Source organism: Leuconostoc fallax, assembly GCF_004354645.1.
GTDB lineage: Bacteria > Bacillota > Bacilli > Lactobacillales > Lactobacillaceae > Leuconostoc_B > Leuconostoc_B fallax.
Genome location: NZ_PUFI01000013.1, coordinates 57405 through 72233, shown reverse-complemented (window position 1 = coordinate 72233; position 14829 = coordinate 57405). Strand labels below are relative to the sequence as shown.

The following is a 14829-nucleotide window of genomic DNA, read 5'->3' as shown; positions in this document are numbered from 1 at the left end:
ATGACCACGCCAAAAATTATTTTTTACGAATATCTGACTGCTATATTTAGCTTTGGTCTCTTTTTCATCGTTATGCTAGGGTTGAAAAATCATTCGACGGCCAATCAATTACGTATCGAAAGCTACATTCCTCTGTGGGTAGTGACTATTTTGTTATTATCTTTACTTTTAATCACTACTATTAATAATTCACAGCAGAAAAAGCATCACATTAGCTTCTATAAAAAATTTTCTTCACTGGATCGTTTTCAAGATGAACGTGAAAACATAGCTAACTTAAAAAGTATTCGACTTATGCTAATTATCACTTTCGTTTTAATTGGTATGACGTTCATTGCACTCTTTCTCTTTTTAATCTTCATACTCGGTGTCCCCTTCACAATGAACTGGCCGACACATTTCCCAATAAATCATCAAATTATGATCATTAAAGGACTTATTCTGTATGTCGGCAGCATACTGTTTATTAGTCAATCAGCCTACACCTTTAGTATGCTGTATCAGTTACGTCACGTATAAATTGACAAAATAAGTCGTACATTAGATAATATAGTCAATCTAGGAAAGGGGGTCGATTCTATTGAGTAATTCTAACGGAAAACGCTCAATCGAATTGGCCGCTTAACAGGAAAAGCGGTCAATTTGATCGGGCAAATGCGATGCAAGTATGCTTTAGATTCTGCATCGCATTTTTTAATGCAAAAAAAGAGGTTACCTTTCGGTAACCTCTTTTAATTATGCCGTCGGTGGGAGTCGAACCCACACGGTGTTGCCACCACTGGATTTTGAGTCCAGCGCGTCTGCCAATTCCGCCACAACGGCAATGTTATTCTATAACTATAATAGAATAACAAGAACCAGACATAGTGTCAATATATTTCACGATAAATTTGACTATGGCTTGTATTTATTAATTTGCTCAACATTTTTTGTGAGTTGGTGTAATTTCAAAGCATATTTCACAATTTCTCTAATTACAGCATAAACCGGTACAATCAAGATCATTCCGACAATGCCCCATAAATTACCAGCAACCATCAATAGAATCATAATTGTCAATGGATGAATCTTCAAACTTTTACCAATGACATTTGGATAAATAAAGTTACCATCAATCTGCTGTACAATGGTCATTACAATAATTACAAAAATCACCTGCTGCATTGATTGTGTTGATGCCACTACCAATGCTGGTATCACACCTAACCAAGGGCCGATATATGGCACAATATTCGTAATTCCTGCAATTACCGCTAATAGCCAAGCGTATGGTTGACCAATAATTAAGTAACCAATAGCCATTGCGATCCCAACAAATAACATTTCAATCGCTTGTCCTGATATATAGCGTTCAATCGTGCGATCCATCTTATCTGTCAATTCTTCAATATTATCCGCATGACGACTGGCAAAATTTTTCTTCAGTGTTGGTACTAATTTATCACCATCGTTCAACATATAAAACAATACGATTGGAATCGTGACGATGTTGATTGTAACTGATGTCACGGTTGAGATGACAACTCCTAAAGTACTAGCTGTCCCCGTTAATACGGATGCAGCATATTTGCTAACAGTCCCTTTAATCTGATCTACATTAACATTTAAATCCAACGCTCTAAACCAACGTTCTGCTGTCAGTTCATTCACAAATTTTTGCAAGTCATTCACAAACGCTGGCAATGCTGTAATCAAATTACTGATTTCTTTAACCAGTGTTGGCACTAGCAAAGCTAAGGCTAACACAATAACACCAATGAATAGCAGGAAAGTCATGATTACAGCCAATCGATGTGGTATGGCTTTCCCCTTAATTTTAATTTTTTCGATTAATCCAAGGATTGGTTTTAAAACATAATACAAAAAGCCAGCAGACACAATTGGTACAAACACCGTTGATATAAATACAGAAATAGGTCGCATTAGAAAATCAAAACGCGATACAACATATACCAATATTGCGATAGCTAATAGTTCAATTGTCCAAAAGAACAGTCGTTTATGGCGCTCATTTGTAAACATTATTTTCCTCCAAGCTTTTCAATAGCTTATGTTGTACAGTAGGTAGGCTTAATTGCTGCCACTCTTCTGAGGTTAAAAAACGCTGATTAGATTGTTTTTCAGGCAGATGTTCTCGCTTTACCAACCAAATTTCCCATCGTCTATGTGTAAAAATATGAGTAATCGGTTTAATATTCAACAATTCGCCTTGTGTAATATCGCTCACATCAAAATCATCATGTTGCTGTAATAACGGAAACGTCCAAAAATTAGCTAACAAACCGCTATCAGGACGCTTTTCAAATAAAATCGCGCCATTTTCTTCATATATATATGCCAAAAATTTTTGCCTAATGGCTTTAACCTTTTTAGACTTCACCGGATAGTTCATTTCAACATCATCTAAATAAGCTTGGTTAAAGTCTTTAACTGGTGAATGCTCACTATCTGGATTTTTAGCTGTCATATAGCTGGATCCCAAATCCATAATTGCCTGATTAAAATCACCGGGTCGCACAGGATCAACGATTGGTAGAATTGCATCATAAAAAACTTGTCGCGTCTTGGGTCGTGCAATATCATCATCTATCTTTAATAGGCGGCTAAACACCCGAAACATATTACCATCAACTGCGGGTACCACCTCATTAAAACTAATACTTGCAATCGCTGCTGCAGTATAAGGCCCCACGCCAGGTAATTGTTGTAAATCTTTAGCTGTTGTTGGCCAGACACCATTGCATTCATACGTCAAAAATTGTGCCGCCTTCTGTAAATGACGCGCGCGTGAATAGTATCCTAGTCCTTCCCATAATTTTAAAACCACGTCTTCATCTGCATCAGCTAAATCTTTAACTGTTGGCAATGTCGACATAAAGCGTTCAAAATAAGGTAGTACTGTATCCACTTGAGTCTGCTGTAACATAATTTCAGAAACAAGTACGCGATAAGGTTCATGATTTTTACGCCAAGGTAAATTAGCGCGTCCTTGAGTATCATACCAATTGAGTAGTTGTTGACGAAATAATTCAATTTTTTTATTTGACCATTTTTCCATAAAACTATTGTAACACTTGTTTTTTACAATACTGTAGCGTATAATGATTATTTGTATGAAAAACATTTAAAAAGGAGCACACCTCATGGCACTAAAGAAGCCGCTTAATTCATTTGCACGTGCCCGCAAGGTTGGGCATAGCAGCGCTAAAAAACAACGCCAAGCAGCTATTGCAAAGTTGCAACAATGGGCAAAGGGCAAATCTGAAGAGATCCCTTCAACAAAGTAATCATTAAAACAAAAAGCCAGTTTAATACTGGTTTTTTTTATTGGTTATTTTTAAGATATGAACATATAAATTGAATTCGAGTTATTTGTGATTCTATTTTAGTCAGTGTAGACTAGATTTGAGTACTAGATAACTGCAATTAGATGGAGAATACTAATGAAATATGGATTTATTGGTGCTGGTAACATGGCACAAGCAATGATTAAAGGTTTAATCAAAAACGGCGTTGCGACACATGATATTATTGTGTCTTCACCAAGTAGTGCAACAAAACTATCAAATGATTTGGACATCGTGGCTGCTGATTTAACAACAACCATTGAGCAAAGTGACCTTGTCGTCCTTGCCTTTTTACCCAAGCAATTAGCCACAATCCTAACCGATCATGTTGCACATTTTAAAGACAAATTAACGATTTCCGTATTAGCTGGTGTTACTTTAACACAATTACACCAGGTACTCCCTGATGCCCAACTTGTACGTTCACTACCTAATGTCAATTCAACAATCAATCAAGGCTGCACAGCGATTGCCTTCAGTCACAATGTCACTGTGGATAATCAGCAAAAAACTACCCAATTTTACACAAAGTTAGGCACTGTTAACGTACTACCTGAAGAACAATTCCTTACTTTTTCAGCAATTGCCGGTTCTGGCCCAGCTTATGTTTTTAATTTTATTGATGCTTTAATTGCGGCTGGTGTGGCAAATGGATTAGATGCACAAACAGCCCAAAACATCACACTTCAAACTTTACTCGGATCAAGTCAGATGTTGCAGCAATCCCAACGTTCACCACAAGAATGGATGAATATCGTAGCTTCTCCAGGTGGCTCAACACGTGCTGGGCTTGACAGTTTAACGGCACAACACTTTAATAATGTGATTAAACAAGCAATTGATGTCACTGTTAATCATAAACATGCATAATGTGAGCTTACAATAACTCACATTATTTTTGTATCTGCACGCGTCATTCTACTTTAATCTACAACATCATTGTTATAAAATTAAAGTAACGCTAAATTGCTTTCTAGTGAGGACACTTCATGACGATTCACATTCTAACGCATTGGCCGATTGATGATGCCGAAACACTTTCTTTTGACACTTCAATTAACGAGACACAACTTCTGTTATCTCAAGGACATGATATTTCATTAATTATTCAAGCATACGTCCCCAAACTACGCGCATTACTACATGAAAATGACAGTGCACGCGCCCATTATTGGTCTGCCTTTGACACCATTCAACAAATCAAACTAACACAGCCACAGCCACTGTCGTTAAGTGATTTCTCTTGGCCACCTTATGCACAATTTACTTATCTGCGCGATCGTATTTTAATCGATGTCAATGATGAACATTATGCTACAGCATGGCTAACTAGTCCCAACTTGTCAGAATTAGACTACATTGATCTTTTTGTTAATCAGGAACTGAATCAACAAATTATGATTGATGATCGTGGTTTTATTTCGCGTATCAATCATTATAATAGTTATCAAGTTAAGCGTACTGATTTTCTAACGCCAAGCGGACAAATCGCTATGCAAATAACTTATGATAATAATCAACTGCAGGATATTCATACTGCTCAGGAATGGGAAAACCAGCAACACTTCAGTGATTTAGATACGCTACTGAACATTGTCACACGTCAATACTTAGCGCATTTATCATCAGAAGATACCGTCATTGTGACTCAAAGTAACCACAATGATCAGCTCATCCCCTACTTATCACAACACAATATTATCTATACGTTACACACTGTCCCAGACCAATTACCCGATAATGTACAGCAGTTCATCACGCATGATACCAACGTTTATAATACATTAGATAAGTCTACTAACAAAAGATTAACCTATATTCCACTGTATGCGACCCAATTTCATTTAAGCCAACAAGCTAAATTTAAAACTATCTACTGGTTAAATGAAGACCTGTCTTTTGAAGAACAAGAACTAGTGCTCGTGCAGCTTATGGCATTAGCTTATCAACACTTAGATTTAACTGTAATTATTGAATCACCGTTACCCGCTAAAATGATAACAGATATGATTTTGCACGTTAATCAACAAGTGAGTGATGACGATAGTCAGCGGCAAGATTATCTTAACCGCTTTTTAGTGTTACCCAAACAACGCCGTACCCAACGCCAACATTTCATGCGTTCGGCCTACTTACTTTTAGATTTAGGTCAAACACCTAACGAATTCTTACAAGTAACCGCCTTGGATGATCATATTCCTCAAATTGTGCGACAAACAACCCCCTATCTTTCACCAGATAAAAACGGGAAAGTCATTGACAATCTTCAGGATGTATCGGCCGCTGTAACCTTCTATCTCGATAATATGGATAACTGGCAGTTTGCCACGGCTCAATCTGACAGGATAAGCGATATTTACAACACAACAAAATTGGGACAACAATGGCAAACGCTACTCAATACACGACATAATGAGGAACATGATGCAAAATAAAATTTCCATCCTCCAAATTGGTTCTGACAATTGGTCCAATCAACTGAATAATCGTTTCGATTGGCATTACACCACAATTAGTAATCTCCCTGATTTCTTAATCAAGCAAACAGATCCTTATCGTCTTGAACAGGATTATGTACTGCTAACTGATGCGCACATCGACAGTACTTTATTGACTGAACAGATTCGGGATTGGCCAGCCTATCGCGTCATTTACTTAACGCAAGACATTTCAACTGCACTAAAGGATATTTTGACAGAACGACGTGCTTTTTATTTTGAAGACACAAAACCCGATGCTATTGCTACGCGCATCATATGTGATTTATATCTAGGTCAACAAAGTTTCAATACAACATTTAGTGAAAGTCAATTCATCCCGCGCTATCAGCCGACAATCCATTTTCAACGGCAAGGCCGCTTTTCAGCTCAATTTAGTGGTGATTTAGGAGAGCAATGGCAACAACTTGGTACCCTCCTGACTTTCCCCACAGATTTTACACCACATCAAGATAATGTTACGTGGTTAGAATACGAGGCAACAGACACAGCTACCGTCGCCCTCAAGTTTTTGTTTTTCGATGCCAATGATACTTTAATTGACACACAAATGATCAGTGGCGCTGATTTGAGAACACTGTCAACAGTTGGTGGCCTCGCCGATTATCATCATTATCAAATTCTCGTCCTTGGTATGGGTAATGGTACACTAGACCTCAATGTTTTACATCAGTATCGCTCTCGTCACGGCTTAGGTCACCTATTGCCAGGCAGTGACTGGCAATTAACATCTGAAAATGAAGAAATTTTAAGTTATTTCAATCCGGGCGATCGTCAAAAGCCCCTTGTTGTCTATTTTTCTGATATGGATCGTCATGCCATACACTTTGATATGGTCTCGCAACTTAATGAATTGGGAATGCCTTACTTAATTTTTACTGATTCACGTTTACAAGGTGGCGCTTTTCACATTGGTTCAGCTGAGTATGAGAAAACAATACTCGCCATCATTAAGAGCAAAATGTTGGACCTTGGCTTAACGAATAAAGATATTATTCTGAGTGGCTGTGGTATGGGTAGTTATCCTGCAATTTATTATGCTAGTGACATCAATCCAGCTGCCTTAATCATTGCTAAACCAATAGTCAATTTGGGTACATTAAGCGAAGACAAAGAATTCCCACATCAGTTCAACCAAGACTGGACACTAGATCTACGCCGTTATTTGGCTGGGCAAATGTCAAAAGGTGATACTGCTGCTATTAATAATAAACTTTGGCATCACATCATTGACGCGCCATGGTCAACGATACCCATCGCATTATTTTCAATGGATCAAGATGATTACGATGGTAAAAGTTTACCTGAATTGCTACATTTCTTAACCGAACAACATACGCCATTGAAACATGTTGTGCAACACGGCGGGCATACCGAAAAAATACCAGAAATGCTTCAGTTTATGAGTAGCATGCTAGTTTTGATGCGTGATCAATTACGTCATTAATCGTTTGGAGAAATTATATGCAATATCATATTTATTGGACAGCACAAACGCAACTATTAGAATTACAAGGCGCAACAGTGAATTTTCAAGGTATTGACCATGTTTACTATGAAAACAACTTTTTACCAAGTGGTCGTCCAATTGCCATTTGGCATTCACAACATGTTTTTTCAACAGCCCATCGTATTTCTGATTTACCGCCTTTAATGCGGCATACCGAATACGAAATTGAACGTCATCTCGAAAGTGGTTCACATATTTTTGCTTATCTTGTCATTGCTTTTTATGATGATAATGGTCAAGAGTTAGCTAATTTTAGCCAAAATAGTGATACTGTCACCTTTACGGTTCCTGAAGACTATAATTATTACACAATTAGTTTAGTTTCAGCAGGAACTGGTTCATTTGTCTTTCATGATTTCTTATTGAGACCTAAACAGCAAGGCTATCTTCGTGCCAATGATCAACTCATTGGCAATCAACTCTATACTCAGTTAGCTCTACCTGACACAATCACAAGTAAAACACTGCGCGTCATTTTCACCGAACCAGAATTTTCAAATACAGATTATCCTGATCAATGGATCAAAACGACACAGCAAGCCGTGATGTATCTGGCAAGCAGTTTACCATTTGCTGGTTTCTTCCGTGAAAATCAATCAGTGATTATCAATCAAATCAACGATAATCGCAAAAAGGCTAATGCCCGGCATGTCGAATTTGTCGGTTATGGCCCAATTTCAAGTTATGCTGCCCTTTACTATCAACAGCAGTTTAAAAGGAGTCGTGCTATCATTAGTCGTGATGTTATTTTAGACCCCCAAAAATTTCTTTCACAACAAGATGCTGATTGGACACATCGGATACAAATTAATGACGACTGGGCAATTGAACAACCAGAAGATTATATTACAGAACTACCTGATGCCAAAAATATCGCAGATACAACACCAGCACTATTGATTGCACGACCACATTGGCAACGCCTGACATATTTAACTTATGCCACGCCAACACCAGAAGAAGTTAGGCAACAACAGGAACAAGCATTAGCAACAGGTAAAAAAGATAACTTAATTGGTAAGTTATTTGGTAAATAATAATAAATAAAAAAAGACCTATTATTGGTCTTTTTTTATTTTAGCTGTTGTACGCATTAGGAAGTTTTTAATCATCACTTGGCCTTCTGGCGTCCCAATAGATTCCGGATGAAACTGCAACCCGTATAATGGTAATTCTTGATGTTGAATAGCCATAATCTCACCGTCATCATCCGCATGTGCCGTTACCTGTAATTCACTTGGTATTGTTGCCTCATCAATCGTTAATGAATGATATCGCATTACTGTAAAATCTTGCGATAAATCTGCAAACATGATATTCTCTGCGCTTTGACAAATAGACGATGTTTTACCATGCCGAACTGTTACTGCTTTAATAATCTGACTACCAAAAACCTCGGCCAAAGCTTGGTGTCCTAAGCAAATACCTAGCATTGGTTTTTCAGTCTTAAATCGTTGAATTAAAGCTTCCATTTCACCAGCTTCGCTTGGTTTACCAGGTCCTGGTGAAAAAATAATGCCATCGCTTTGTTGGGCTAAATCATATAAATCATCTGCGTCGTTACGTCGCACAATCACATCACTATAAGTCCCAACCAATTGTACTAAGTTATACGTGAAGGAATCATAATTATCAACTAATAGTATCATCGTTGCTTGTCCTCTCATCTAAGATTGCCGAATCAAACACATTTAATAATGCTTTTGCCTTTTGTAATGTTTCTTGATATTCGTTCGTTGGAACTGAATCATAAACAACACCGGCACCGGCCTGAACATGTGCATATCCTTTATGCACAACCATTGTTCTAATGGCAATAGCAAAATCAGCTTGATCATTTTGAGATAAGTAACCAACTGCACCAGCATAAACACCACGCTTCGTTGGTTCTAATTCATAAATACGTTGAATTGCTCGAATTTTAGGCGCACCAGACACTGTACCAGCTGGTAATGTTGCTTTTAAAGTATCTATAGCTGATTTCTGTGAATTTAAACGACCCATTACCTCACTAGCAAGATGCATGACATAACGGTAACGTTGAATTTTCATGAGACTTGTTACATTGACACTGCCGATTTCTGCCACACGACCTAAATCATTACGACCTAAATCAACTAACATTTTATGCTCGGCAATCTCTTTTTCGTCTGTCATCAGCTCATGTGCTAATCGCTCATCTTCTTGCTTCGTTGCACCTCGTCTTCTAGTACCCGCAATCGGATTTGTCGTAACATGACCATCACGTACTGCCACCAAACTTTCCGGAGATGCCCCAATGACTTGTGTCTGACCAAAATCCATAAAGTAAAGATAAGGTGACGGATTCGTAATGCGTAACTTCCGATAATAATCAAATGGTTCAAAATTGGCTTGACCACTTAGTCGTTGGGAAGGCACCATCTGAAACATATCCCCTTCAACAATGTATTGCTTTGCCTTTTTCACAACTGTTTCAAATTCATCCTGTGTGAAATTAGACTGATAATGAAAATCGCCTAGGTGAATGGGATGATGTTCGGATGATGTTGGTGTCCATAATTCATCAATCGTTTGCTGAAGTGCTGTTACCATATCGACTACCAAACGTTGAGAATAACTGTTCATTTCTACTATTGTAATTGTTTCTTTTTGGTGATCAAAAATAATAAAGGATTCATACAAGCAAAAATAAATATCTGGTAGGCCAAGGTCATCTTTCGGTACTTTACCAACCTGTTCATATAAACCAAACGTATCAAAACCAACGTACCCAATCGCACCACCTTGAAAAGGAAATCCAGGTATCACAACATCTTCAGTTACCACCTCATCTTGTAGTGCTTTGAGTGGATCTAATACTTGTCTTTTGGATCCGTTCACATAAAAATCATGACCATACGCTTTAATTGTTTTGACGGGATTACGGGCAATGATAGAATAACGTGCCTGCGCCTTTTCATTAGGGACAGACTCTAGCAAGAATTTATTTTGTCCAGACAATCTTAAATAAGCACTAATAACTGTTATAGTATCGGCATTAATCGTTTTCGTTTTATACATCGTGAAGCCCTGCCTTTAATGCTGTGGCGTACTCACGTAAATACTGTGGTGCTGACGTGCCATGTTGTGCAATGACGTCGACAACACCTGAACCAATAATAATACCATCTGCTAATGGTGCTAATTTTGCTACTTGTTCAGGCGTATGAATACCAAAACCAATAGCAATTGGTAAGTGAGTCACTCGACGAATTTGCTTGATTTCATCTTGTAATCTTTCGTTATTGAAGTCTGCGCGCTGACCGGTTGTTCCTAAGGAAGACACAACGTACAAGAAGCCACTCGCATTTTCAACTAACTTTGGTAAACGTGCCATTGAAGTTGGGGCAATGAGTTGAATCAAATCACGTTGATATTGATCAGCTGCCTTTTGTAAATCACCTTGTTCTTCCAAAGGTACATCAGGTACAATAATACCTTGAATCTCTGTTTGTGCCATTTCTTTGAAAAACGCATCATACCCAAACTTAAATACAGGGTTAATATATGTTAACAAAACAATTGGTACATTTGTCCTTTGACGCACTCGACGTAGCATTTCAAAAATTTTAACTGTCGTTGACCCCGCTTCAAAAGCACGCAAATCGCCTGCCATAATCACTGGACCATCAGCAACTGGATCACTAAATGGAATACCGACTTCCACTAAATCAGCACCACTTTCGGCCAATGCTACAATATTTTCAACTGTTGTATCAAAATCTGGGTCACCTGCAACAACGAATGTAATGAGTGCTTTTTGTTGCTGAAAGATATCGACTATTTTTTTCTCCACTTACTTATCCTCATTTCTCGTTAATGCCACTAACTGTCGCATTAATTGTAGATTTTTCATACCATCTCGTTCGCTACCACTGGAAATATCGACAACGGTTGGCTGGACGATTTGTATTGCTTGCTGTATATTTTCTGTTGTTAATCCACCTGCTAAAATCAGTGGTCTTGTCCGCTTTTGAGGAATTGAGTACCAGTCTACTGTTTGGCCCCGACCACCATCAGCATGATCAACTAAAATATAATCCGCAGTACTTTTTTGCGTTAATTGTGTAATTGCTACAACATTAATCACAAGCATGCCCGCTTGTTTCAAAACTTGTACTTCATGTTCAGTTTCTTGCCCATGTAGCTGTGCACCTTGAATAATTCCCTGATGATATAACTTTAAAATCTCATCCATTGATTGATTTTGAAAAACACCAATCATCGGAATAGTGGGGTTTAATACTTGTCGCATTTTAAGAGCCTGTGTTGCATCGATACTCCGCCGGCGATTTGGTACAAAAATAACACCCATAAAGTCTGGCATGACGGTATTAATATAAGCCACATCTTCCATACGATAATTACCGCACAGCTTAATTTTAGTCATCATATGCTGCCTTGAAAGTTTTGATTTGCTGTGCTTTATCAGATGCACGCATTAAGGTTTCACCGATAAGAAAACCATTAACGCCAGCAACTGACATGTCATGTATTTCCTCAGCTGAACGAATACCACTTTCAGCAATTAACGCAATATGTTCAGGTATTGATTGACGCAATGCTAAAGTATGATGAATATTAACTGAAAAGTCCTTTAAATTACGGTTGTTCACACCAATAATTTGCGCACCAGCTTGAATAGCGCGTTGAATTTCTTCTTGATCATGTGTTTCAACAATGGCAACCATTCCTAATTCATGCGTCCGTTTCAAAAATTTAACCAGTTGTTCATCGGATAAAATCGCGACGATTAACAAGACAACTTGCGCACCGTTAACACGCGCCTCATCAATCATATACGCATCAACTGTAAAGTCTTTTCGTAAAATAGGCACATCCACTATTGCTCTAACATCGCGCAGAATATCCAGGCTACCTTTAAAATAGTCTGTTTCAGTTAGCACTGAAATCATGTCCACGCCACCTGTTTGATAATCTCGTGCAATATCTTCGTAATTAAACGTTGTCACAATCTGCCCTTTAGAAGGTGATGCTTGTTTGATTTCACCAATAATTGTAATTTCTGGTTGGTGCAACTTTTCCATGAATTGTTGTCCACGCAATGAGGTATCGATATTTTGGTTCGCTAAATGGTACATATCTTCTGGACTAATCAAACGTTGTCGTTGTGCCATATTGGTTAAGGTTACACTCACCAAATCATCTAAAATCATACCTAAACCTCCTGAGTTGCCTGAATAAACTGCGTTAACTGTTCAAAAGCACGGCCGTCATCAATTGTTTCTTGAGCCAATTGAATACCTGCTGAAATATCGTCAACATAGTTAGCAGCATATAGTGCACAACCAGCATTCAAAATAACAATTTGGCGCTTCGCATCTTGACAATTGCCATTTAGAATTTCACGTGTTATTCCGGCATTTTCGCTTGGTGTACCACCTTTTAAATCACTTAATGGTACTTTAGCAAAACCATAATCTTCGGGTACTAATGTCATCTCTGTTATTTGACCATCTTTTAGTTCAACAATATCGGTATCAGCGCTTAAACTTACTTCATCTAAACCATCTTGACCATGTACCAATAATGCATGTTGTACACCCAAGTTATGTAATACCCTTGCCAACGGAACTAACAAAGCCTTATCATACGCACCCAGCAGCATTGTTTGCGGATTAGCTGGATTGGTTAATGGACCCAAAATATTAAAAATCGTTTTAATACCTAAACTGTGACGAACTGGTGCCACATATTTCATCGCTTGGTGATAGGTTCTGGCATAAAGGAAGGCTTGATCTGTCTGATGAAGTAACTTTTCCACTTGCTCCGGTTGTAAATCAATCTTGGCCCCGAGTGCACTGAGAACGTCAGCAGCACCTGACTTTGAAGTAGCGGCGTTATTCCCATGCTTGGCTACTGGAACGCCAGCGGCAGTCACAACAAATGATGTCGTCGTTGAAATATTAAAGGTACCCGATTGATCACCACCAGTACCAACAATATCCATTACTGGTCGATGTGTTGTAATTGGCAAAGCATGTTGTCTCATGGCACGAGCAGATCCTGTAATTTCTGCAATGCTTTCGCCTTTTGTACTTAAAGCAGCTAAATAAGCAGCAATTTGAATATCCGATGTCTGTCCAGTCATCATTTCATCGATGACTGCTTGTGCCATTTTGCTATCTAAATCTTGGTTATTTGTAAGGAGTTCTAATGCGGTTTCAATCATGAATATCTACCCCACGGTAACGTGCAATTGCGGCTACATCTTTATCACCACGCCCTGAAACATTGACCATCAAAATTTGGTCCTTCGCCATTGTAGGTGCTAACTTAGCTGCATACGCTAAGGCGTGGCAACTTTCAATCGCCGCGATAATGCCTTCTGTTTTGGCAATCAGTTCAAATGCAGCTACAGCTTCCTCATCAGTAATTGGTACATATTCCGCACGGCCACGATCCATTAAAGCAACGTGTTCTGGGCCAATTCCTGGATAGTCCAGCCCCGCTGAAATACTATATACTGGTGTAATTTGTCCATCATCACTTTGCACAAAACGTGACTTCATACCGTGGAAAATACCAGTAGATCCTTTCGCCATTGTAGCAGCATGCAAAGCAGTATCGACACCTTTACCCGCTGCTTCAACACCAATCAAGCGAACTTCTGGATCATCAATGAAATGTGCAAAAGCACCAATTGCATTAGAGCCACCACCAACTGCAGCAATCACAGCATCAGGTAATCGTCCTGTCTCGCTCAATAATTGTTCACGCGCTTCGCGACTAATCACACTTTGGAAATGCTTAACCATTTCAGGAAATGGGTAGGGCCCTACTGCTGAACCAATCAAATAAAAAGTATCATCAATACGTTGGGTCCAATTCTGAAATGCTGCGTTGACCGCATCCTTTAATGTTCGTGTCCCCGTTTTTACGGCATTCACTTTGGCACCCAATAGTTCCATACGATAAACATTCAACTTTTGACGTTCTGTATCTTCCTCTCCCATAAAGATTTCAGCTTCCATACCGAACAACGCTGCAACTGTAGCTGTTGCAACACCATGCTGTCCAGCGCCAGTTTCTGCAATTAAACGTGTCTTGCCCATTTTTTTTGCGAGCAATGCTTGACCCAAAACATTATTAATTTTGTGTGCACCCGTATGATTGAGATCTTCACGCTTCAAATAGATGTGTGCACCACCTAGTGTATTCGTTAAGTTTTGTGCATCATATAACATTGAGGGGCGACCCGCATAGTCGCGCAATAATGTTTCAAATTCTGCATTAAAATCTGGATCGTCGCGATACTTTTCATAAGCAGCACCTACTTCTTGAACAGCTGGAACTAATAATTCTGGAATATAACTGCCACCGTATTCGCCGTAATAACCTTTGGGTATCATCATTTATTTCTCCTAAGTATTTTTGTCCACAATAAAAACCGCCCAAAACTACCTCATGGATAGTTAAGGACGGTTTCCCG

15 protein-coding genes and 1 tRNA gene are annotated in these 14829 nt (G+C 38.7%); 6 read left to right on the top strand and 10 right to left on the bottom strand.

Annotation, left to right across the window (positions count from 1 at the left end; genetic code table 11):
- The gene (locus C5L23_RS04185) at positions 1 to 519 is read left to right on the top strand and encodes a hypothetical protein (protein WP_010006894.1); all 519 of its coding nucleotides are present in this window, start codon (positions 1 to 3) and stop codon (positions 517 to 519) included.
- 219 nt (positions 520 to 738) lie between these two features.
- Here C5L23_RS04185 and C5L23_RS04180 read toward each other — a convergent pair.
- The 3 genes from C5L23_RS04180 to mutY all read right to left on the bottom strand — a co-directional run bounded on the left by C5L23_RS04180 (position 739) and on the right by mutY (position 3058).
- A tRNA-Leu gene (locus tag C5L23_RS04180) sits at positions 739 to 822 on the bottom strand.
- 72 nt (positions 823 to 894) lie between these two features.
- Positions 895 to 2022 (bottom strand): AI-2E family transporter, encoded by a 1128-nt coding sequence (locus C5L23_RS04175; RefSeq protein WP_133264326.1) that lies wholly within the window; start codon positions 2020 to 2022, stop codon positions 895 to 897.
- Positions 2009 to 3058, bottom strand: coding sequence for an A/G-specific adenine glycosylase (mutY, locus tag C5L23_RS04170; RefSeq protein ID WP_133264325.1), 1050 nt, complete (start codon positions 3056 to 3058; stop codon positions 2009 to 2011). Before mutY ends, C5L23_RS04175 begins: the two co-directional genes overlap by 14 nt.
- An 85-nt stretch (positions 3059 to 3143) precedes the next feature.
- Here mutY and C5L23_RS08510 point away from each other — a divergent pair, with 85 nt between their 5' ends.
- From C5L23_RS08510 to asp3, 5 genes are all read left to right on the top strand, one after another.
- A complete protein-coding gene (locus C5L23_RS08510) occupies positions 3144 to 3287 on the top strand; it encodes a hypothetical protein (protein ID WP_010006889.1) in 144 nt (47 codons plus the stop codon).
- A 156-nt stretch (positions 3288 to 3443) separates the two neighbouring features.
- A complete protein-coding gene (gene proC, locus C5L23_RS04165) occupies positions 3444 to 4217 on the top strand; it encodes a pyrroline-5-carboxylate reductase (RefSeq protein WP_010006887.1) in 774 nt (257 codons plus the stop codon).
- Between the two features lie 119 nt (positions 4218 to 4336).
- A complete protein-coding gene (gene asp1, locus C5L23_RS04160) occupies positions 4337 to 5782 on the top strand; it encodes an accessory Sec system protein Asp1 (RefSeq protein WP_010006886.1) in 1446 nt (481 codons plus the stop codon).
- The gene (gene asp2, locus C5L23_RS04155; protein ID WP_010006885.1) at positions 5772 to 7292 is read left to right on the top strand and encodes an accessory Sec system protein Asp2; all 1521 of its coding nucleotides are present in this window, start codon (positions 5772 to 5774) and stop codon (positions 7290 to 7292) included. Before asp1 ends, asp2 begins: the two co-directional genes overlap by 11 nt.
- Before the next feature lie 17 nt (positions 7293 to 7309).
- Complete coding sequence (gene asp3, locus C5L23_RS04150; protein WP_010006884.1) at positions 7310 to 8392, top strand: accessory Sec system protein Asp3; 1083 nt, start codon at positions 7310 to 7312, stop codon at positions 8390 to 8392.
- Positions 8393 to 8413: 21 nt separating this feature from the next.
- Here the strand turns inward: asp3 and C5L23_RS04145 are convergent, their stop codons facing one another.
- The 7 genes from C5L23_RS04145 to trpB are packed head-to-tail and all read right to left on the bottom strand — an operon-like array spanning position 8414 to position 14749.
- Complete coding sequence (locus tag C5L23_RS04145) at positions 8414 to 9004, bottom strand: anthranilate synthase component II (RefSeq protein WP_133264324.1); 591 nt, start codon at positions 9002 to 9004, stop codon at positions 8414 to 8416.
- A complete protein-coding gene (trpE, locus tag C5L23_RS04140) occupies positions 8988 to 10397 on the bottom strand; it encodes an anthranilate synthase component I (RefSeq protein ID WP_010006679.1) in 1410 nt (469 codons plus the stop codon). Before trpE ends, C5L23_RS04145 begins: the two co-directional genes overlap by 17 nt.
- Complete coding sequence (gene trpA, locus C5L23_RS04135; RefSeq protein ID WP_133264323.1) at positions 10390 to 11172, bottom strand: tryptophan synthase subunit alpha; 783 nt, start codon at positions 11170 to 11172, stop codon at positions 10390 to 10392. Before trpA ends, trpE begins: the two co-directional genes overlap by 8 nt.
- Positions 11173 to 11769 carry a phosphoribosylanthranilate isomerase gene (locus tag C5L23_RS04130; protein ID WP_237697859.1) on the bottom strand — a complete coding sequence of 199 codons (597 nt, stop codon included), beginning with the start codon at positions 11767 to 11769 and terminating at the stop codon, positions 11173 to 11175.
- Positions 11759 to 12553, bottom strand: a complete 795-nt coding sequence (gene trpC / locus C5L23_RS04125; RefSeq protein WP_010006684.1) for an indole-3-glycerol phosphate synthase TrpC — start codon at positions 12551 to 12553, stop codon at positions 11759 to 11761. Before trpC ends, C5L23_RS04130 begins: the two co-directional genes overlap by 11 nt.
- Positions 12554 to 12555: 2 nt before the next feature.
- Complete coding sequence (trpD, locus tag C5L23_RS04120; protein ID WP_010006686.1) at positions 12556 to 13569, bottom strand: anthranilate phosphoribosyltransferase; 1014 nt, start codon at positions 13567 to 13569, stop codon at positions 12556 to 12558.
- Complete coding sequence (gene trpB / locus C5L23_RS04115) at positions 13562 to 14749, bottom strand: tryptophan synthase subunit beta (RefSeq protein WP_133264332.1); 1188 nt, start codon at positions 14747 to 14749, stop codon at positions 13562 to 13564. The genes trpD and trpB overlap by 8 nt, the downstream gene beginning before the upstream one ends.
- Positions 14750 to 14829: the final 80 nt, after the last annotated feature.